The organism is Streptomyces olindensis, from assembly GCF_040645895.1.
In the GTDB taxonomy this organism is placed as follows: domain Bacteria; phylum Actinomycetota; class Actinomycetes; order Streptomycetales; family Streptomycetaceae; genus Streptomyces; species Streptomyces olindensis.
This window is the reverse complement of the sequence record NZ_JBEYZD010000048.1, coordinates 31,347-51,115: the sequence shown is the minus strand read 5'-3', so window position 1 is coordinate 51,115 and position 19,769 is coordinate 31,347. Positions and strand designations below refer to the sequence as shown.

The following is a 19,769-nucleotide window of genomic DNA, read 5'->3' as shown; positions in this document are numbered from 1 at the left end:
CCGCCCGCTGTTCGTCCGCCACGGTCATGACGCCCCGCGGGTGTGGGCGAGGATGGCCTCGGCCACCGGGCCGTGGACCGAGGACGGCAGGGCGTGCCCCATGCCGGGGATCTCCACCAGACGGGCGGCGGGGATGAGTCCGGCCAGGTGCTTGCCGTGCGGCGCGGGCGCGATGGGGTCGTGCTCGGCCTGGATGACCAGGGCCGGCACGGTGACGTCGCGCAGTCCGGCGGCCCGCTCCGGCGGCGGCAGGGTCAGCGAGTAGTGCGCGTACGGCTCGGTGAGGACACCGCCCGCGTGGTCGATCGCCCGTTCCTCCCACCGCGCGTACTCGGCGTCGTCGAACGGCACGCCCGTCCCGGAGAGGATGCGCCACTTGCTCACGCGCTTGGCCACCTCGGCGGCGCGTCCCTCGGCCGGCTGCTGCATCAGGGCGAGCGCGTCGAGGAACGGCTGCTGCGGCCCGGGCAGCCCGTCGGGCGTGGGTTCGCCGCGCATCACGCGCTCGATGTTGGCGTCGAAGTCGATGTCGAGCCCGCCGCCCAGCATCATGGTCAGGCTGCTCAGCCGGTCGTGGTGGTCGAGCGCGATGACCTGCGCGATGGTCGCCCCCATCGACAGGCCGACGACATGGGCGCGGTCGACGCCCCAGCCGTCGAGGACGGCGACCGCGTCGGCGGCCAGGTCGCCGAAGCCGTAGGGGTGCTCGGCGAAGTCGCGGGTGGTGGAGCGCCCGGTGTCGCGGTGGTCGTAGCGGATGACGTGGAGGCCGCCGCCGGCGAGCCGCTCGGCGAACTCGTCGGGCCAGCCCAGGGCGGAGAGATTGCCGCCCATGACGAGCAGCAGCGCCGGGTCCGCCGGGTCGCCGAAGTCGTCGCTCCACAGCTCGACGTCCCCACTGGGCACGATGCGTTCGGACATGTGTCTACTCCTGTGCTGGGAGGACGGGGGCGGCCCCTTCGGGGGCGGCGGTGAACTCGAGGATCGAGAAGTCGAACGGGAGGGTGGCGGAGCCGCTGGTGCGCTCCGAGGCCAGGGCCAGTCCGGCCGCCCCGGCGAGGGCCACGACCTCGTCCCGGGTGCGCACCCGGCCGCCCATGAACGTCAGCATCCGCAGGTCGAGCAGGGTGCTGAAGAACCGGTCGGCGCCGTCGCCCTCGACGTCGGCACGGTCCAGGACGAGGATCCTGCCGCCCGGTTCGAGCGCCTGGACGCAGCGGCGGAGGATCGTCAGCGCGTCCTCGTCGGACCAGTTGAGCAGGACGAAGGAGAGCAGGACGAGGTCGGCGGTGACGGGCAGCGGCTTGAAGAAGTCGCCCTCCGCCACGGTGACCCGGTCGTCCACTCCGGCGTCCTCGAACCGGCGCCGGGCGCGGTCGGCGGGGCCCGCCAGTTCGACCAGGGTGCCCCGGAGGTGCGGTGCCCGCAGGGCGATCGCCGCGAGCAGGCCGCCGTTGCCGCCGCCTACGTCGAGGACGTGCCGCACCGCCGACCAGTCGTAGGCGTCGGCCGGGGCCTCGAAGGCCAGGTCCTCGTCGCAGGACATGAGCGCGTCGAACGAGTCGGCCAGCGCCCGGTCCGCCGAGAGGTCCTCCCAGAAGGGCCGCCCGTACCGCCCGGAGTAGGCGGGACGGCCGGTGCGGACCACCTCCAGGAGGCCGGTGAAGGCCAGGTCGGCGTGGGAGACGGCCCCGTCCAGGTCCAGCCAGGCACGCTGCTGTGCCGGGTGTCCGTCGGCGAGGAGCAGCCCGAGCCGGGTCGGGCGCAGCGGCCGGCCCGGCTCCCCGCCCTCCAGGACGCCGACCACGGTCAGGTGGCGGACCAGGCGGGCGAGCGCCTGGGGGTGGGTGTCCGTGCGGGCGGCGAGGTCGGCGACGGTGCCGGCTCCGGCCAGCAGGTGGTCGACCAGGCGGAGCGTCGCGGCGACCCGGACGGCCATCGGGGTCACCAGGTTGCCGAGGTTCTTGAGGAGTACGTCGAGGTCCTGGTCGGTCGGTTCCAGGTGTTCCCCGGGTGAGGAAGAGCTCACCGTGTTCCTTCCCTTGGGCGTGGGTGTGCCGGACGCGCTGCTCAGGGCCGCCAGCCCTCCTCCTTGGGCCAGGGCTCGCCGAGCTGGCGGTAGGTGCCGAGGTAGTCCGGCCAGTCGCGGTGGTCGCGGATCTTGCCGTCGACGATGCGGATGAGGTGGATCTGCTCCCCGGAGAAGCGGCGCCCGGTGGCGGGCATCCCCACGAGTTCGCCCACCTGGCGGCCGTACAGGGCGAGTTTCGCCCGCACCCAGCTGCCTTTCTCCTCGTAACTGGTCTCCTCCAGATACGCGTCCTCGGAGAACGTGAGTTTCAGCCACTTCACCGCGAGTGCGAACGCCTCGGGGCCGCGCAGTTCCGGCATGTGTTCCAGGGCGCCGGGATTGAGGTACTCCTCGTGAATGAACTCGGCGACGTCATCGGTTTTTCCGGTGTTGTAGCTGTTCACCATGCGTCGAACAATGTCGATGTGATCACTCACGGTCGGCACTCCTTGTCGGTCGTCGATGACTTCATCCTGACTTCCGCGGCTCTTTCCAACAATGCGTTTCCGCACCGGCTCGACCCGTCGACAAGCCGGTTTCGAGCGGCCACCGAGCGCATTCCGACCCACATTTCAGACGGACCGGCCAGGGTGGTCGAGTCGGCTTTCGCCACCTGGAGGACCCATGGACAAGACGATGTACAAATCGACGGTCACCGAGGCGTTCAACAATGCCGCGGCGACCTATGACCAGTTGGGCGTCGAGTTCTTCACACCGATGGGCCGGCGACTCGTGGAAAGGGCCGATCCGCGGCCCGGGCAGCGTGTTCTGGACGTCGGGTGCGGCCGGGGCGCGTCGCTGTTCGTGGCGGCGGAACGGGTGGGCCCGTCCGGCCATGTGCTCGGGATCGACATCGCGCCCGCGATGGTGGAGGAGGCCCGCCGGCAGGCCGGCGCGCTCGGCGTCCGGCACGTCGAGGTCCGGGTCATGGACGGCGAGCACCCCGACCTGCCGCCCGCCTCGTTCGACGTGGTGACCGGCAGCTACAGCCTGATCTTCCTGCCCGACGCGCCGGCCGCGCTCCCCCGGTACGCGGCCCTGCTGCGGCCGGGTGGCCGGATCGCCTTCACCAGCCCGGTCTTCACGGAGGACACGTTCCCCTTCCTGCCGCCCGTGTTCACGGACCTCATCCCGGAGCGGCTGCTGCGCAACCTGCCGGCGGACTGGCGCCCGGACGCGCTGAAGCGGCGGTTCAACAGCTGGCTGCAGGACACCGACGACCTGACCCGGACGATGGTGCGCGCCGGGTTCGACGACGTGGAGATCGCCGACGAGCACATCGATCTGCGCGCGCCGGACGGCCGGACCTGGGTCGACTGGTCCCACACCCAGGGAATGCGGTTGCTGTGGCAGCACCTCCCGGAGTACGAGAACCGGCAGTTGCGGCACCGCCTGACCACCGAACTGGACCGGCTGCGCGGCGACGGCCCCCTGCATCTGCCCACGCCGGTCAGGTTCGTCCACGCCTCGATCGCGGGCTGACGGCCGGCGGGCGCCCGCCCGCCGCGCCGCCGCTCGCACGGAGCCCGGTCCGCCGCCGGCCGGACCGGGCTCCGGCGGGTCAGTAGACCCGCACCGCGCCGGAGGACGACATGCGCACGATGTCCCCGGTCGGCCTGCGGAGGTTGCCCTGGGCGTCGATCGACTCCGCGTTGAGGATGGAGCGATGGAGTTCCTGGGCCATCGGTCCGGGTTCGAGACCGAGGTGGTTCACCAGGTTGACCCGCAGGCGCTGGAAGAGCTCCAGGGCCTGCGCCCGCCGGCCGTTGAGGTAGAGCGCCCGCATGTACTGGGCGTGCAGCCCCTCGTGGTACGGGTTGTCGGCCGTCAGTGCCGCCAGCTCGGTGAGCACCTCCCGGTACATGCCGAGCCGCAGCTGAGTGTCGACGAGGTACTCCAGGACGACCAGCCGGGACTCCTCGAACTGCTGGCGGCGGCCCTCGAGGATCCGCCCGGCGACGACGTCGACGAGCGCGGGTCCGCGCCACAGCTGCAGCGCGCTGGAGAGCGTGGACAGCGCGGTGCTGTCGTCCCCCGACGACAGCGCCCTGCGTCCGTCGGCGACGAGCTGGTGGAACCGGTGGACGTCCAGGTCGCCCTGGGTGGTCCGGAACAGGTACCCCCCGGACCGGGTCACGAGGATCTCGGCGGCGACCTGACGGGCGGTCATTCCCGTCGCGGACGCCAGCAACTTGCGCAGGTTGAGGATGTAGGTCTGCAGCGTGGTCAGGCAGCTGACCGGTGGCTCCTCGTCCCACAGTTCGCGTATCAGTGACGACACCGGTACCACCTGGTCGGCGTGCACCAGCAGTGTGGCCAGAACGCTTCTCATCTTCGGTGCGCTCGGAGTGTGCAGATCGCCTTCGACCTGCACGGAAAGTGGGCCTAAAACACCCAGCTTCACGACGTTCCCCCATAGATCGCAGAAAGCTACTGGTCTACCGAGCATGACGCCTCAGGACGTTCACGAGTTCCCCACAAGGAAACCCGATTTTCGCCCGATACAGAAAGCGCTGTCGGCACCGGAGTCAGTTGCCGAGACAACCAACACGTTGCACAATCAACAATCCGGCCCGAGTGGGACGAGAACCACCGAACGATTCAAGCCACTTTCAGCAGTGCATTGACGACAGCCAGGAATCCGGCAGGGGTCGTCACCTCGGAGAGGTCCTCTTCCGGAATCTCCACGTCGTACTCGCGCGAGACCCGGGCGGCGGTCTCCAGGAGCGCCAGCGAGTCGTATCCGAGGTCTGTGAATTCCAGGTCAACCGCGTTTTCCGCCCCGGTTACGGACTCCTCTTCCCCCGCACACTCGCGCAGGATGGCAAAAAGTCTCTCGCTCGTCAGTGCCGCCACGACAGTTCTTCCTCCCCTTGGGGCCGATACCTCTCGTTCGTGCGGTGCCGGCCGACTTGTTCGGTTACCGAGCCGATGTCACATCACCTCGGTCAGCAACGGCCATGAAGTGCACCCTATGCAGATTCGGAAGGGCCAGACTCGAGAACCGATCGAGCGGACTCGATCAGAAGGCGATCACGGCGCCCTCACCTCGCAGCACGGTCAATACCGGAAGGACGATTGTTGTCCGCCGGGAGGCTTCCGGCCTACTGTCACAGAGAATGCCCAGACAAAGGAGGAGCCAGTGAAAGGAATTGTCCTGGCGGGCGGCTATGGAAGCCGTTTACACCCGATCACCCTGGCTGTTTCGAAGCAGTTGCTCCCCGTCAACGACAAGCCGCTGATCTACTATCCCCTCTCGGCCCTGATGCTGGCCGACGTCCGGGACATCCTCATCATCGCCCTGCCCGGCGACATCCCCCAGCTGCGCAGGCTGCTGGGCGACGGCAGCCACCTGGGGATCTCCCTGACCTACGCCGAACAGCCCGTGCCCAACGGACTGGCACAGGCCTTCCTCACCGGGGCCGAGCACATCGGCGACGACTCGGTCGCCCTCGTCCTCGGTGACAACATCTTTCACGGAAACGGTTTCTACGACCTTCTCGCGGCGCACTCCCGGGACATCGACGGGTGCGTCCTCTTCGGATATCCGGTCACCGATCCCGAGCGCTACGGCGTGGGCGAGGTCGACGAAACCGGCCGGCTCCTCTCCCTGGAGGAGAAGCCCGAGAAACCGAGGTCGAATCTCGCCATCACCGGGCTTTACCTCTACGACAACGACGTCGTGGAGATCGCTCGCCGAATACGCCCGTCGGCGCGCGGCGAACTGGAAATCACCGACGTCAACCGGATCTACCTGGAACAGGACCGGGCCAAACTCGTCACGTTCGGCCGGGGGTTCGCCTGGCTCGACGCCGGCACCCCGCAGTCGCTGCTCCAGGCCGGCCAGTACGTGCAGACCCTGGAGGACCGGCAGGGCGTGCGGATCGCCTGCCTGGAGGAGGTCGCGCTGCGCATGGGCTTCATCGACGCCGACGCCTGCCACCGGCTCGGCGCCAAACTCTCACGCTCGGGGTACGGCGAGTACGTCATGGCCGTGGCGAACGAGATGAGCGCCTGACCGGCCGCGCGTTCGGCCGGGCCGGGGACGGTCGCCCCCGGCCCGGCCGTCCCCGCGGTCCTCACCCCTCGTCGAGCAGGGTCACCTGCTCGTCGTCGAGGGCGATGTCCGCCGCGGCCATGTTCGCCCGCAGATGGGACAGGGACGCCGTGCCCGGGATCGGCATCACGACCGGCGAGCGGTGCAGCAGCCAGGCGAGCGCCACCTGCGTCGTCGTCGCCCCCGTCTGCGCGGCCACCCGGGCGAGGGCGCTGTCCGGGGCGGGCCGGGCGGTGCCGGCGAGCGGCTTCCAGGCGATGAAGGCGATGCCTTCCTGCTCGCAGTGGGCCAACTCCTTCTCGTAGCGCCGGTCGTAGAGGTTGTACTTGTTCTGCACGCTCGCGATGCGCGCGACGCCGCGGGCCTGCTCGATCTGCTCCACCGTCACCTCGGAGAGCCCGATGTGGCGGATCTTGCCCTCGTCCTGGAGCTGTCTGAGCGCTCCGACCTGGTCCTCCAGCGGCACCTGGGGGTCGACCCGGTGCAGCTGGAAGAGCTCGATCCGCTCCAGCCGCAGCCTGCGCAGGCTGAGTTCGGCCTGCTGGCGCAGATAGTCGGGCCGGCCGAGCACCCGCCACTGGTGCGGGCTCGGCCGGACCTCGCCCGCCTTGGTGGAGACGACCAGGCCCGGCGGGTAGGGGTGGAGCGCCGAGGCGAGCAGTTCCTCGTTGGCCCCGAGTCCGTAGACGTCGGCGGTGTCGATGAACGTCACGCCGAGTTCGACCGCGCACCGTGCCACCTCGGCGGCCTTGTCCGGCCGGGCGGGCGGACCCCAGTGGTGGGGCCCGGTGAGCCGGAGCGCCCCGAACCCGAGGCGGCCCACGGTGAGGTCGCCTCCCAGGGTGATGTGTGTACCGACGGCTCGGCCGGGTCGCACGGTGACGGTTTCCTTTCAGCCGGGGGTCAGGGGAGCCGGACGGAGAGCGGGTGGCGGAAGACGCCGCGCGGGTCCCACTTCGCCTTCACCTGCTGGAGGCGGCGGTATCCGTCCTTGTAGTAGAGGGTGTGCCAGGGCACGCCGGAGGTGTTCCAGCGCGGGTCGGCCAGATCGGTGTCGGGATAGTTGATGTAGCAGCCGTCGTGCTCGTCGTTGGGCACGGGGACGCCGCCGGTGTCGCGGAAGACGTCCCGGTACAGCTCGCGGATCCAGGTGAGGTGCTGGTCGTCGAGGGCCGCATCCATCCAGGTGGCCGAGAACCAGGCCTTGAGGATCGAGTCCCGCTGGGGCAGGGCGGTGGCTCCGGGCGCCACGGTGTTGACCTTTCCCCCGTAGGAGTAGAGGTCGACGGCGCCCCAGCCGTCGAACGCCGGGTCGGTCAGGTGCTTGTGCACGGTCGCGATGCGCTCGGGGGTCCAGGTCCGCCGCAGGTAGGCGCTCTTGGACTTGTGCCGGTCGTACCCGCCCGTGTCGAAGCGCGCGCCGAGGGTGGCCTGGAGCCAGAGGTCGTCCTGGTGCTCGATGGCCGGTTCGAGGCCGGTCCCCGCGTTGACGGCGGCGACGTAGCGCTCCATCAGTGCGGCGGCGTCGGCGCGGCCGCCGTCGAAGCGGGCCTCCAGGGACACGGAGCCGACCGCGTGGGTGTTGAGGTGCAGGGTGCTGTAGAGGCTGCCGTACCGGGGGTCGGCGTGGTGGGCCTCGTACCACTTGCCGAAGTTGGTGACGAGGCGGGTGAACCGGGCCAGGTCCAGATCGGCCCACGACCAGGTCACGAAGGTGGAGCGGAGCCGGGTGGGCGGCTTGGGCAGCAGGGCCGCGGGGTTGGCGCCCGTGGCCCCGGGCGTGCGGAACAGGTAGCGCGTGACGATGCCGAAGTTGCCGCCGCCGCCCCCGGTGTGCGCCCACCAGAGGTCGTGGTTGGGGTCGTCCGGCTCCCGGGTGGCGGTGACGGTGCGGGCCTTGCCCGCGGCGTCCACGACCACGACCTCGACGCCGTGGAGATGGTCGACGACGGTTCCGTCGCGGCGCGTCAGCGGCCCGTAGCCGCCGCCGGCGACGTGCCCGCCGGCACCGACCTGGGGGCAGACCCCGGCGGGCAGGGTCACGCCCCAGTCGTAGAACAGCGTGCGGTAGACCTCGCCCAGCGTGGCGGCGGGCTGCACCGCGATCGCCCGGTGCTCCTTGTCGAAGTAGACCGCGCGCATGGGCGAGGTGTCGATCAGCACGCGGACGTCGCGGTGGTCGGCGAAGTTCTCGAAGCAGTGCCCCCCGCTGCGGACCGCGATCTGCTTGCCGGCCGCGACGGCGTCCGTGACGGCCTGCTCGATCTGCCGGGGCGTGTGGACGACGTGCACGAGGTCCGGCGACCCGACGAAGCGGCTGTTGAATCCCCTGCTGACCAACTCCGCGTACCGGGGGTCGGCGGCGCCGACCGTGGCGGCGGGCGACTCCGGCACGCACACGGCGGCCTTGGTCCGCGCCGCCTCGGCCGGTGCCGCCGCGGCCCCCGTCGTGGCGACCGCGGCGGCACCGGCCCCCGTCGTTCTCAGAAATCCGCGACGACTGAATCCGCCCATGACACATCCCCAACCCTTCGATGAGAAACGAATGGGTGGAACGGCGCTGTGACGCGTCCCCCCTCACGGCACGGCCCCCTGCCGTCCGCGCGCGGCACCCGGCGGAACCGGGCCCCCGACCGACGCGCACTCCCCCGAGCATCGCCGTCGCCGCCCCCTCACCGGAGGCGTGGGACACCCGTCACCCCTGTGCGGGCCCCTGGGGCTCCAGCACGACGACGGGGATCTTCCGGTCGGTCTTCTTCTGGTAGCTCTTGTACTGCGGAAAAATCACGGTCATCGCCTCCCACAGGCGAGCCCGTTCCCCCTCTTCCGCCTCCCTGGCGACCGCTTCGAAGGTCTCCGCGGCCACCTGCACCCGCACCCGCGGCTCCGCGAGCAGGTTCAGGTACCAGTGGGGATGGTGGTCGGATCCGCCGTTGGACCCGACGATGACGTAGTTCCCCCCGTCCTCCCCGTAGATCAGCCCGGTCCGCCGCAGCGCCCCGGACGTGCGCCCCCGCGTGGTCAGCAGCAGCGTGGGCTTGCCGTACCAGATGTGCCCGCTCGCGCCCTCGCTGGCCACGTACCGACGCACATGCGTAGCCACCCAGCCGGTCGGGCTGTCGAGCACCTCGTCCTGTTCGTCCATGCACCCACTCCGTCCGTCGGAAGCCACACCGTACCACCGGGCACTTAAATTTGAGTATCTCCCATGGATCCCCCAACGGACGTGTTTTGAGGGGGAGTTGATCGGAGGAGCAGCTTCCGGCCGCACCGGCGGACGCGTTTAGAGCATGCGCGACAAACCCGCCCGCCGCAACGAGTTCCGGACACCGGCGGCGGGGGCTCGATCGCTTCTCGAGCGCACTCCGGACCGGGCGCCCGCTTGGGGAAGGCGCCCTTCTCCCGGGCCGGTCCCGGTCGGGCCGTCCGATCCTTCGACTACGGTGCCGTGAGCCTCTCATCCGCCATGCCGAGCCGCGCCTGCTCCTCTTCGACGATCCGGCGTGCCAACTCCGTGTCCGACACGTCGACCGCGTCCGGCGAGGCTTCGGCCACCGCGCTGCGACGAGCGTAGGCATCGAACAGGCGAGTCTTGGCCTGCAGCATCTTCACCATGCGTTCGTCCACGCCTCCCGTGGCGAGGAGACGGTACACGCGAACCGGCCTGACCTGACCCATACGGTGAGCCCTGGCCACCGCCTGATGTTCGATGGTCGGCTTGATCTGGGGTTCGCAGATGACGACGACGGAGGCTGCCTGAAGATTGAGGCCGATGCCTGCCGCCTGGATCTGGGCCAGGAGCACCGCGGGGCCCGAGACGCCGGCGAAGTCGTCCACGATCTGCTGCCGCCGCCCGGGCGGGACCGATCCGGTGAGCGGACCGAGCACCGCGGTGCCGTCGATGGCTCCGGCCGCGAGTGCTTCCTCCACGACGCCCAGTACGTCCTTGAAGTTGGAGAAGACCACCGTCTTCTGCCCGTTCTCACAGGCCTCCTGAACGATCTCTCGGAGCCGGCCCAGCTTGGCCGACTTCTCCGGGCGCATGTACGCGGCCCTGCGCATCGCCATGAAGTTGCCGGCGCGTACGGCTTCTCGGTATGCCTCCTCGTCCGACGCGCTCAACTCCTCCCACTCGTCGGTCCGCTGGAGACTCGGGAGTTCGGTCAGTACGTCCTCCTGGTTGCGCCTCAGGTAGACCGGCGCCACGGCCTTGCGGAAGGCGACCGACCCGGCCAACGCATCGCTCTCTCCGAGGGAGTCCGCGACGTCGCCGTCAAGCATCCGGACCAGGTTGCGGAACTCGACGACCCTGTTCTCCATCGGGGTTCCCGTCATGAGAAGCGTGCGCCCGCAACGCTCCGCCCACGAGGCGACCGCCTGGGACCGCTTGGCCTTCGGGTTCTTCACGGAGTGCGCTTCGTCGACCACGAGCAGTCCGACCTCCCCGCCGCCCGGCGCGGGGAAACCGCGCAGCGCATCGAACGTGGTCACCGCGACGCCGCCTCGCTGCTTCCAGTCGGCGAACGCGTCATACCGGTCAGGACCGTGGAGCACCATGACACGCAGGGCACTACGAGCCTCGACCTCCCGCGTCCAGTTCACGAGGACGCTCGCCGGGCAGACGACCATGAAGTGACTCTGTCCTTCGGCCGCCAGGTGTGCCAGCACGGCGATGGCCTGGATGGTCTTCCCGAGGCCCATCTCGTCGCCGAGTATCACCTTGCGCTGCGCGAGTGCGAACCGCGCGCCGAACGCCTGGTAACCGCGCAGGGAGACGCGCCGGTGCGCGTCGTCGAGGTGCTGGGTCCGCACCCGCTCGGCGATCTCGTCCGGCAGGAAGCCCTCGGCGGCGGCCGCCTCGGGCAGCTGGCCGGAGATCTCGGCGAGCAGGCTGTAGTACTCGGCGGAACGGACTTCGAAGTCCGCCCACGCCGCGATGTCGGACGGAGATCCGCGCAGCAAGTCCACCGATGCCTGGGCGAACAGCTCGGGCAGACCCGCCCGCTCCGCCTCGTCCACCAGCGGCCGGATCTCAGCGATCGCCGCAAAGGCGCGGGCCTTCTTGTCCCGGCCCGCCAGCAGCATCCGGAACCGCCCGGCCGCAGGTCTGGCATCGTCCAGCAGAGGACCGAGCCGTTTCGACAGGAGGGTGGCCTTGTCGACCGCCCGGCGAGCGTCCGGCCCCGCCTCCACCAGTACGTGCAAGGCCGTGACGAGCGCGGTGGTGCTCGGTTCCGGCCGGTCGACATCGATGTGGACGGCCACGGTCTCGTGCACGGCCTCGGAGAACCGACGGGCGGCGGCGAGCATCTGGTCGGCGGTGCGCTGCCCCACACCGGGAATCTGCCGCAACCGGTATGGACCGGCTTCGAGGACACCGCCCACTGTGCGCAGCCCGTTTTCCTCGACGCTCGCCAACCGCAGCCGCCCTTGGGTGGCGTCCTGCAGCCGGACGACAGGGATGGCGTAGAGCTCCCGCTTCACCGCCGCGTCGTGGATCGGCTTCAGCGCCGCCCGGACCGCCTCGACCGCCCTGCCGTGATCACCGACCAGTGCCCGCACCGCTTCGTACAGTCGCGTTCCCCGCGCAACGGTGTCCCTCTCACCACGCCCCACGCCTCCCGCCCCTCTTCCGCCCTCCCCGGATCCTCCCACCGCGACACCGGTACCACGGACGTTCCCGGCGCTTTGCACACGACCGGAGCCCATGGGTCGGGGCCGCCGCCTTCCCGTCGACGGCCTCGTGGCCCGGTCCTCGTGGAGTCGCTACGGTTGAGCCATGACCGCACTGCCCGACTGGATGCGCCCGCCGCGCGCGGAAGGCTGGTTCGCGGACGACCTGGACCGCCTTCCCGAGGCGCCCCGCCACACCGAGCTGATCGACGGAGCGCTTGTCTTCATGATGTCGCCGCAGAGGTGGTGGCACGGCCACCTCGTCACCATGCTCACCGTCGCTCTTATGGAGCAGGCGCCCGGCGTTGTGAGGGTCGGCCGCGAGATGACCATAAAGCTCGACGAGCGAAACCGGCCCGAGCCGGATCTGCTGGTCACCACAGCCGACTACGACGGAGACCGCACCTGGTTCGCGCCGGACGAGGTGCGACTGGTCATCGAGGTCGTCTCACCCGAGTCCGCGCACCGGGACCGCACCGTCAAGCTGCGTAAGTACGCGGAGGCCGGTATCCCGCATTACTGGTGCATCGAGGACGAAGGCGGCGCCCCTGTCGTCCACGTCTACGAACTCGACGAACCGACTGGCGTCTATGCTCCCGCGGGCATTTTCCGAGGCACTCTGACGCGTCCTGTGCCCTTCGAGATCAGCCTGGATCTCGACAAGCTGACGCCGCCGACGGGCGCCTAGGAGTCAACACGGGAACGCAGAAGGGCTGAGCTCGCCAGAGCCCAGCCCTTCCACGGGCGCTCACACGTTGAAGCGGAACTCCTCCATAAGGATTTGACCTGCGGAAATGCCCGAATATCCAGCACCGATCCAGCACGGGCGCCGCGGCTAGCACGAAAAGACCCAAGATCACCAAATGTACCCGACGGCGCCCGCATAAGCACGAAGCCTGCGAGCCTCACGTACAGACCACATCAGGCTCATAAGCCAACGACGGCACGTCGCTCTCGCCTTGAGCCATCGGGCCTGATACAGGTGCGGGGGACAGGTCCGGTCACGCGGCCTGGAAGGCCGGCGTGGCCATGAAAATGCGGGTAGCGACCCACCGCTAGGTGGGCCGCTACATCACGAGTCGTTGAGGCACAGATTGAAACACGAGCACTCATCGACGGAATTCACTCATGCCGATAGAAGTCCGGGACTCCCTCCACCGCAGCTGGCTCTCCGATTGGGAAAATCGAAGCTCCCTCAGGAGCGTGCACTCGAGATACGGTGATGCCGTGCAAATTTGCGTCGCACCACAGCAGCGCGTATCCGACCCTGGTATCAGGATCGACAACATAGCGGAGCGCCAGTTGGCTTGCCCCGCAGTCCGGGCACGACATACTCTTTACATCGCCATCCCTATCTGTCGCCGCGGCTAGCACTCTCAACCAGTCCCGCCTAGCTGACATCACTCCAGCTTTCCTTTATACAGGTTCCAGAACTGCTCTTCGGCCGCGTAAGCAGCCTTCTCCCAGGCCGCTTCTTGCTCAAGTGACGACGCCTTTCCGAACACCTGAGTTTGCATGACATGCATGCGCTCGTGCCCAAGGGTCTTGACCAGGTTCTCAGTGGAAGAGAACGCGTCCGGGTAAAGAGTAATGGTTCCATCCGGAGAGGTGTGTCCGTACAGACCCCGCCCGATCAAGTCAGAGTCACGGTTGATCTTGACCTTGACGCCATCGAGTCCAACACCCGCTTTGCCAGCGACTTCGTTGACTACACGCTTCTGCATCGGGACCTGCAGTTCGGAGAATGCACCAGTATTCGTGGTTCTACGGGCGAGACCGGTTGTGCCAGCGATCGCACCGGCTCCCACTACCGCACTCCCCCCAGATGCGCCGCCTGTGGCTGCCTCCGCGATTTCCGCGGCGCACACTGGGGCTGCGGCCAGGCATCCCTGTCCCACGGCGATGGCCACGGGAGCGAGGATCACGCCGGCCGCCACAACCGAGATCGCGCCAAGCACGACCTTTTGCCAGGTTTCAAGCTTGGGTCGGTCGATCCAGTCGTCGGTGGCGCCTGGCGAGTAATTCGGGTTGGTTCCCATGGCCCAGCAGGACCTGCACTGCCCGTCCTTTTTCGCGGGCTTCGGTTCGGGGCCCTTTTTGAACACGATCCGCACAGATTTGTGGCCCACCTCCGTGCGAACGGTGGTGGTCATGGTGCCAGTGCCGGTACCGCCGTTCCCGGTCTGATATGTGAACTTCTTGGTGTACGTCTTCGTATACGACCAGTCCCAACCGCCCTTGCTGTTCAAGGTCCAGGTTTCGGTGCCTCCGCCGCAGGAGCTGGAGGATCCGCCGCACATGCCATCGGGGCGGAGTCCGGTGGGATCGGAGAGCGTGACGGGGGTGTTGTTGGCGTATGCGTAGCCGTTGAGGGACTCGTGGTCGTCGGGGGCGAGGACGGGGTCGACGGAGAGGAATCGCCCCAGCGTCGGGTCGTACTCGCGGGCGCCGATGTGGGTCAGTCCCGTGTCAGCATCTGCGGGTTTGCCGAGGAATCCCTTGTCGTCGGGCCAGGCCGATGGTGCGACGCCGCGGGCCTCGCCGAAGGGCTTGGTGTAGCGGCGGGTAATCGCCTGAGTGGTCGCGTCGACCGTCATGGAGGCGGTGCCGTGGTGGTCGTCGACCATCCAGGACAGGCCGGTCTCGGTGCGGACAGCGGTGGCGTCGCCGGCCGGGTAGTAGCGCTGTGCGGTGAACTTCTCGGCGGCTGCGTCGTAGTGCAGTTCCTGACCGGCCAGATAGAGGACGGTTTTGTCGGGGCCGCGGCGGATGAGGAATTCGCCGTTGGCGTCGTAGAGGTAGTCGGTGGTCTTGGCGCCTTCGGTGAGGCGGGTGAGTTCTCCTTCGATGTTCCAGGTGAGGCTCTGCGCGGTCCCGGTAGGGCCGTAGCGCCTGGTGGTGTTGCCGTGCTCGTCGTAGGTGTAGTTCTTGGCGCTGCCGCTGCCCACCGTGACGGAGGTCAGGGTGTGGGGCTGGCCGGTGCCAGAGTCGTTGACGGCCGGGTAGCCGTAGACGGTCTTGGTGTCGCCTGTGGTCTTGTGCTCGGTCTGGGTATCGCGCAGACCGCCGGGCTTGTAGGTCCAGCTGGTCCAGTACGGGGCCGGGCCTCCGAGAGCGGATGCAGAGCGGGCGGTGGCGCAGTCATTTGAGGACGGGGTCCAGGCTTCGGTCAGGCGGCGATAGCCGTCGTATGCGAAGCATTGGGTGTCCTTGCCGTTGGCCTTGTCTGTGACCGACTTGACGTTACCGGTGGCGTCGTAGAGGTAGTCGACGTCGCTGGTGTAGCCGACGTTGGTCTGGTCGAGGGTGTGGGTGTTGGCCAGGCGGCGAGTGCCGTCCTCATAGCGGTTGAGAACCTGGAGCTGCTTGGCTTCCGTGGAGGTGCCCAGGCGGGTTTCCTCGATCTCACCGTAGGGCGAGTAACCGATGTGCTGGACGTAGTCGGTCATGCCGTCGGTGCCGGTGAGCAGCCCGAGGCTGTTGTACGTGTTCTTGACGGTCTCGGCGGGCAGGCCGGCCACCGCGGGCATCGAGGTGGACTGGACAGTGCCGTCGATGTTGTAGGCGGTGGAGGTGATGAAGGTCTGCGGCGCACCGGCAGCGACCAGGGGGTCGGTGGCGGCGATGACGGTCTTGGTGCCTTTGGGGCGGTTGAGCGCGTCGTAGCCGGTGACGGACTGGGAGTAGATCTTGCCAGTGGTGCCGCCGACATATCTGATTGCCGCGGTGGGCTGTCCCTTGGCCAGGGAGTCGTAGGTGAACTTTGTGAGTTGGTGGGCGTTGTCCTTTGTCCCGTCCCAGGTGCCTATCGGTCGGCCGAGTTCGTCGTAGTCGTTGATCAGGGTGCGGGAGACGTCGTCGAGGGTCGTGGTGGCCGTCAGCGGCTGGTCAGCGTCGTTGTAGGTGGTGGTGATGCTGCCCTTGTCGGGATCAGTGGAAGTGGTCTTGCGGCCGCGTAGGTCGTAGCCGTAGGTCCAGACCGCTCCGTCCGGACCGGTCATCTTCTTGATTTGGCCGCCGGGGGTGTACTCATACAGGGTTCGGGTGTAGTCGGTGCCGGTCGGGGCCGGGCCGCCGTACTCGCGTCGCTCAGTGACCCGGCCTCGGGCGTCGACGATCGTGAGGGTGCCGGTGCCGCCTGCTGCGGCAGTCACGGCCGTGCGGTCGCCCTGTGCGTCGGTCTTGGTGCGCCACTTCTCCTGCCCGTAGACGCGGAAGACCGAGTCGGTGGCGCGGCCGGCGGCGTCGAATACCGTCTCCGTGGAGGCGGGGACCGAACCGGTGTAGGTGTTGGCAAGGGTGCCCGAGGGGGCGCTGTCGTCGTGAACCTGGCCGTTGGAGATGTACGCCAGGCCGCGGTCGTCATAGAGCGTCTCGGAGATCACCCGACCGCCGTTCGGCGCGGGGACCTGCTTCTGGCGGGACCGCAGAAGGCTGTCGAAGATTTCGTATGAGCTGTTGTAGGTCTTGCCGTCTGCCTTGAGTGCGTCGGTGCGGACCCAGGTTTCCTTGTCGTTGTTGATGCTGTAGGCGTAGACGATGCTGGCCGCGTCATCGAGCGTGCGCGAGCGGTCCGGTTTCCAGACCGACTTCAGGCGGCCGAGCGCGTCGAAGGACCACTCAGTCACGTTGCCGTTGGCGTCGGTGGTCTTGGAGGCCGCTCCCCAGGCCGGGTCCACCTCGGTGGTGGCGGTGAAGAGCTTGGGGTCGGTCGTGGTCTTGGACGTCAGCGGTCCGTAGCCGGTGTCGTCGGGCACATAGCTTGTCTTGACCGTGCGGTTGAGGGCGTTGGTTTCGGTGACCGGGCGCCCCAGCTTGTCGAACGTAGAGCTGGAGACCTGCTGGTAGACGGGAGTTTTGTCCGCCGCGTCGTAGCTGGCGACTCGGTATGTGGCGGTGATGTCACCCTTGGTGGGCGCCGCGCCGACCGTCTTGGCGTCGTAGGCCGTGGTGATGTCGGAGACGACGTCGGCGGGGATCGACGGGATGGTCGCGCATGGCACCGAGTAGGTCTCGGTGCGCGAGACCTTGTCCACCAGCCATGCCGAGGTGTTGCGGGCGTAGCTGGTCCGCACACACGACTCGTCACCGGTCTTGGCGGCGTCACCGCTGTCCTCAACGGTGATCGGCATGCCGTACGTGGTGTCGTACGTGGTCTTCTGCTTGACCGTGCGGGTGCCGGTGGAGATCTTGGTGCGGGTGGTTGTCTCACCGGCCTGGACGATCCACGCCTCGGTGGTACCCCAGCCGTAGGTATGACTTCCGGTCTTGTGAGACCAGGGGGTGTTGATGGTGCCGCTGAGTTCCTCGGCGCCGTTGTAGGCGATGGTCTCGCGGACGAAGCCGGCGTACTGGCGGGAGTCGTCGATGGCGGTGCCGGTGGAGTCGGTCACCTTCTCCACGCGGGCCGTGCCGTCGAGTTCCTTCTCTCCGTTCAGGCCGCGCATGAAGAGCGTCGACTTCTTGGAGCGCGGGCCCTCCGAGTTGCCCGAAGTCGTCACGACCTTGCCGTAGCCGCGCCACTGCGACCAGGTGCGGTTGGACGATTTGGTCAGGCCCTCATCGTCTGAGTAGGCCCAGCCGGCGCCACCCTGGTAGTCGTAGTAGGTCTCGCCGGTGTCACTGTGACCGTAGGGGTCGTCCTGGAGAACGGACGTGACCACGTACTTGTGGAACCAGTCGGTGACCGGGGTGGTCCCGGACTGGGACCACTTCACAGGGAAGCAGCGCCGTGTGTTCTTGTCGACCGCCGAGGGCATGCTGCTGCCCCAGATGCAGTCAGGGTCGGAGTAGTTGACGGTGAGGGTCGAGCCGGTCTCGGACTTGATGGTGCGCACGCGCCACTTGATGTAGCGCAGGTTGTCCTGGCCGCTGCCTTCGACATGGTTCGGCATCTGGATGCCGCCGAAGACGACGGGCGGCATTGCGGCCGTGGTGGTGTTGGCCTTGCCGGTGTTCTGGATGGACTTCAGCCACAGGCTCGGCGAGGAGGCATCGCCGGTGTCGGGGAAGTCGTGGGACAGATGCCAGGTGTCGACGTCCCGCCGGGTGGTGCCGGTGCCGGTCCACACCGAGGTGGTGATGTCGACGAGGCGCTGGCGGGTGAAGAAGGAAGGACCGATCTGGGTGGTGCACTTGGTGCTGGCCGCGCAGATCATGTCGTAGGGCACGTCGGGCCAGTTGGCTTTGGTGTCCTCGGTGAGGCTGGAGCAGCCATTGGTGACGATGCAGCGCTGGCCGTATGTGAAGCGGACCTGCTGGGCGGCGGGCTTGGAGTAGATCAGGTCGCTGCGCAGACCGTAGTCGATGCGGTTGAGATAGCCGCCGCGGGTGTAGCCGGTGCCGTTGACCGTGGTGTCGGCGTTCTTGGAGTAGTAGTTGGTCTCCTTGCTGTACCAGTAGGTGCTGGCGTTGTCGTGGGTGTCCACGACGTAGTCGAGGTTCCAGCGCCATGCCTGATTGCAGGAGGAGTCGGTGAAGCCGCTGGATTTGTGGCAGGGCTCGCCGGAGTCGTCGCCGAAGACGGGGACGGCCCAGGTGGAGTAGGTGGACGGGTCATCGTCGGCGGTGTCGGTGGTGCCCTTGTCGCTCCAGCCGGGCATCCGGTGCTTGCCGAAGTAGTACTGGGTGCCGGAGGCGTCGGTCACCTTCCAGTACTCGCCGTTGTTGTCGCCGTTGCCGCTGGCTCCGGTGAGGTGCTCGATGCGCGTGCCGTCTTCGTTCTTCACCTTCCACGAGCCGCCGGATGCCTCGGACAGGGCTGCGGTGTCACAGGCCGACTTGTCGGCGCAGGCGTTGACCAGCTCGACGGCCTTGCCGTTGAGGACCAGGGTGGCGTTGGCGTACTTCCAGCACAGGTCGCCCTTACCGGACTGGCCGTCGTCCTTGCAGGAGCTGTACTTGCGCTCGATGTAGGACTCGGTGATCGAGAAACCCTCACCGATCAACGAGGTCTGGTTGTTCTCCCCGGCCGTACGGCCGTCCACGGATGCGGAGTTGTAGGAGATGGACAGGTTCGGCGAGGGACCGGCCGTGGCCGGGGGGACTCGCAGGGGGTAGTTCCAGGTGAAGTCACCCGTGCTGCCGCCGGCCTCCCAAGTCGCCGTCGGGGACAGCGGAGTGGCGCTGTAGTCGCCCCCGCCACCCGAGCTGTCGGCCGCGGCGGCCAGCAGCATCGGCGTGCCGGCCTTGAGGCTGCGGGCGGGCACAGTGCCGGTCAGGGTCTGGGACTGGGCGTCGTTGTCCGTGCCGGCCACGGGGGTCTGGGTGCGGCAGGACTTCTTCTCCGGCGTGGTCAGCGCACACGCCGGGAGCTTCACGAGGCTCAGGCGGGGGCCGAAGTTTCCGCCGTAGACGTCGGAGAACGATGAGTAGTCCAGGGAGACCCGGAGCCCGTCGGTGTCCTCCGCCCCCTTCCTGGATTCGGTGTGCGACGGGTCGACAGTGAGCAGGACGCCGTTGACGCCCGCCTTCTTCGCGGCTGCCCGGGAGTGGACGCGAAGCGCCACCTTCTCCGCCGGCCCCGTCGCCTTCCTCTTTGCCCCGGCCTTCGCGGACTTGGCTGTCGTTGCGACGGGCTCCTGCGTCAGCTCCATTCCGAGCCCGCCGACAGTGACAGTGGCCTCGGAGCTCACCGTGACCTCGGCGGTTGCTTTCCCGGACTTCGGCCAGGCAGCCTCCTTCAGCCTCTCGCGGGTCTTGCGGGACGCCGAGGCGGACTTGTCCTTCGGAGCTTTGGACGTGCCGGGCCTGAGCACCCCTACCTTGTCGATCTTCGCCTCAGGCCGGTCCTCGAGCTTCTTGCGAGCAGCCACGGACTGGGCCTGCGCAGCGAAGTCGTATCCCGAGGGAACCACGACCTGGGGCAGCAGAGAGAGGGAGGCGACGACCGCGCCGCGGCCAAGCCAGCGGCGTACGACCGCCCCTGGCAACCGCTTGCGGAAGGGTCTTGAGGACACGGTGACTTCC

13 protein-coding genes are annotated in these 19,769 nt (G+C 68.2%); 3 read left to right on the top strand and 10 right to left on the bottom strand.

The genetic code is table 11. The features are described from left to right. Positions 1–24: 24 nt before the first annotated feature. The 3 genes from rdmC to ABZ948_RS27615 are packed head-to-tail and all read right to left on the bottom strand — an operon-like array spanning position 25 to position 2,508. Positions 25–921 carry an anthracycline biosynthesis tailoring methylesterase RdmC gene (rdmC, locus tag ABZ948_RS27625; RefSeq protein WP_359763870.1) on the bottom strand — a complete coding sequence of 299 codons (897 nt, stop codon included), beginning with the start codon at positions 919–921 and terminating at the stop codon, positions 25–27. 4 nt (positions 922–925) lie between these two features. Next, a complete protein-coding gene (locus ABZ948_RS27620) occupies positions 926–2,029 on the bottom strand; it encodes a methyltransferase (RefSeq protein WP_359763868.1) in 1,104 nt (367 codons plus the stop codon). Between the two features lie 41 nt (positions 2,030–2,070). Further along, positions 2,071–2,508, bottom strand: a complete 438-nt coding sequence (locus ABZ948_RS27615; RefSeq protein WP_359763867.1) for a SnoaL/DnrD family polyketide biosynthesis methyl ester cyclase — start codon at positions 2,506–2,508, stop codon at positions 2,071–2,073. Positions 2,509–2,695: 187 nt separating this feature from the next. On the opposite strand from ABZ948_RS27615, the gene ABZ948_RS27610 reads away from it, so the two are divergent. Next, positions 2,696–3,553 (top strand): class I SAM-dependent methyltransferase, encoded by an 858-nt coding sequence (locus ABZ948_RS27610; protein WP_359763865.1) that lies wholly within the window; start codon positions 2,696–2,698, stop codon positions 3,551–3,553. Between the two features lie 79 nt (positions 3,554–3,632). Here ABZ948_RS27610 and ABZ948_RS27605 read toward each other — a convergent pair whose 3' ends face one another. After that, complete coding sequence (locus ABZ948_RS27605; protein WP_359763863.1) at positions 3,633–4,403, bottom strand: AfsR/SARP family transcriptional regulator; 771 nt, start codon at positions 4,401–4,403, stop codon at positions 3,633–3,635. A 269-nt stretch (positions 4,404–4,672) separates the two neighbouring features. Beyond that, a complete protein-coding gene (locus ABZ948_RS27600) occupies positions 4,673–4,927 on the bottom strand; it encodes an acyl carrier protein (RefSeq protein ID WP_114255073.1) in 255 nt (84 codons plus the stop codon). Between the two features lie 286 nt (positions 4,928–5,213). Between ABZ948_RS27600 and rfbA the strand changes: the two genes are divergently transcribed. Then, positions 5,214–6,089 (top strand): glucose-1-phosphate thymidylyltransferase RfbA, encoded by an 876-nt coding sequence (gene rfbA / locus ABZ948_RS27595; protein ID WP_078650605.1) that lies wholly within the window; start codon positions 5,214–5,216, stop codon positions 6,087–6,089. A 61-nt stretch (positions 6,090–6,150) separates the two neighbouring features. On the opposite strand, the gene ABZ948_RS27590 is transcribed toward rfbA, so the two are convergent. The 4 genes from ABZ948_RS27590 to ABZ948_RS27575 form a co-directional block, all read right to left on the bottom strand. Then, positions 6,151–7,005 (bottom strand): aldo/keto reductase, encoded by an 855-nt coding sequence (locus ABZ948_RS27590; RefSeq protein ID WP_359763860.1) that lies wholly within the window; start codon positions 7,003–7,005, stop codon positions 6,151–6,153. A gap of 26 nt (positions 7,006–7,031) precedes the next feature. Continuing rightward, entirely contained in the window at positions 7,032–8,642 is a 1,611-nt protein-coding gene (locus ABZ948_RS27585) for an FAD-binding oxidoreductase (protein ID WP_359763858.1), read from the bottom strand. 181 nt (positions 8,643–8,823) lie between these two features. Then, positions 8,824–9,273, bottom strand: coding sequence for a nitroreductase family deazaflavin-dependent oxidoreductase (locus ABZ948_RS27580; protein WP_359763856.1), 450 nt, complete (start codon positions 9,271–9,273; stop codon positions 8,824–8,826). Between the two features lie 293 nt (positions 9,274–9,566). Continuing rightward, on the bottom strand, positions 9,567–11,744 hold the full coding sequence (locus tag ABZ948_RS27575; protein WP_359763892.1) for a DEAD/DEAH box helicase: 2,178 nt from the start codon (positions 11,742–11,744) through the stop codon (positions 9,567–9,569). Between the two features lie 163 nt (positions 11,745–11,907). Between ABZ948_RS27575 and ABZ948_RS27570 the strand changes: the two genes are divergently transcribed. Further along, positions 11,908–12,489 (top strand): Uma2 family endonuclease, encoded by a 582-nt coding sequence (locus ABZ948_RS27570; protein WP_359763854.1) that lies wholly within the window; start codon positions 11,908–11,910, stop codon positions 12,487–12,489. A gap of 712 nt (positions 12,490–13,201) precedes the next feature. Here ABZ948_RS27570 and ABZ948_RS27565 read toward each other — a convergent pair. Then, on the bottom strand, positions 13,202–19,759 hold the full coding sequence (locus ABZ948_RS27565) for an RHS repeat domain-containing protein (RefSeq protein ID WP_359763852.1): 6,558 nt from the start codon (positions 19,757–19,759) through the stop codon (positions 13,202–13,204). Positions 19,760–19,769 lie beyond the last annotated feature (10 nt).

What these genes read in the sequence shown, in the direction of transcription:
- ABZ948_RS27570 (WP_359763854.1), top strand. Translation starts at nt 11,908, where the DNA reads ATGACCGCACTGCCCGACTGGATGCGCCCGCCGCGCGCGGAAGGCTGG.
- ABZ948_RS27605 (WP_359763863.1), bottom strand. Translation starts at nt 4,403, where the DNA reads ATGAGAAGCGTTCTGGCCACACTGCTGGTGCACGCCGACCAGGTGGTA.
- ABZ948_RS27580 (WP_359763856.1), bottom strand. Translation starts at nt 9,273, where the DNA reads ATGGACGAACAGGACGAGGTGCTCGACAGCCCGACCGGCTGGGTGGCT.
- ABZ948_RS27610 (WP_359763865.1), top strand. Translation starts at nt 2,696, where the DNA reads ATGGACAAGACGATGTACAAATCGACGGTCACCGAGGCGTTCAACAAT.
- rdmC (WP_359763870.1), bottom strand. Translation starts at nt 921, where the DNA reads ATGTCCGAACGCATCGTGCCCAGTGGGGACGTCGAGCTGTGGAGCGAC.
- ABZ948_RS27585 (WP_359763858.1), bottom strand. Translation starts at nt 8,642, where the DNA reads ATGGGCGGATTCAGTCGTCGCGGATTTCTGAGAACGACGGGGGCCGGT.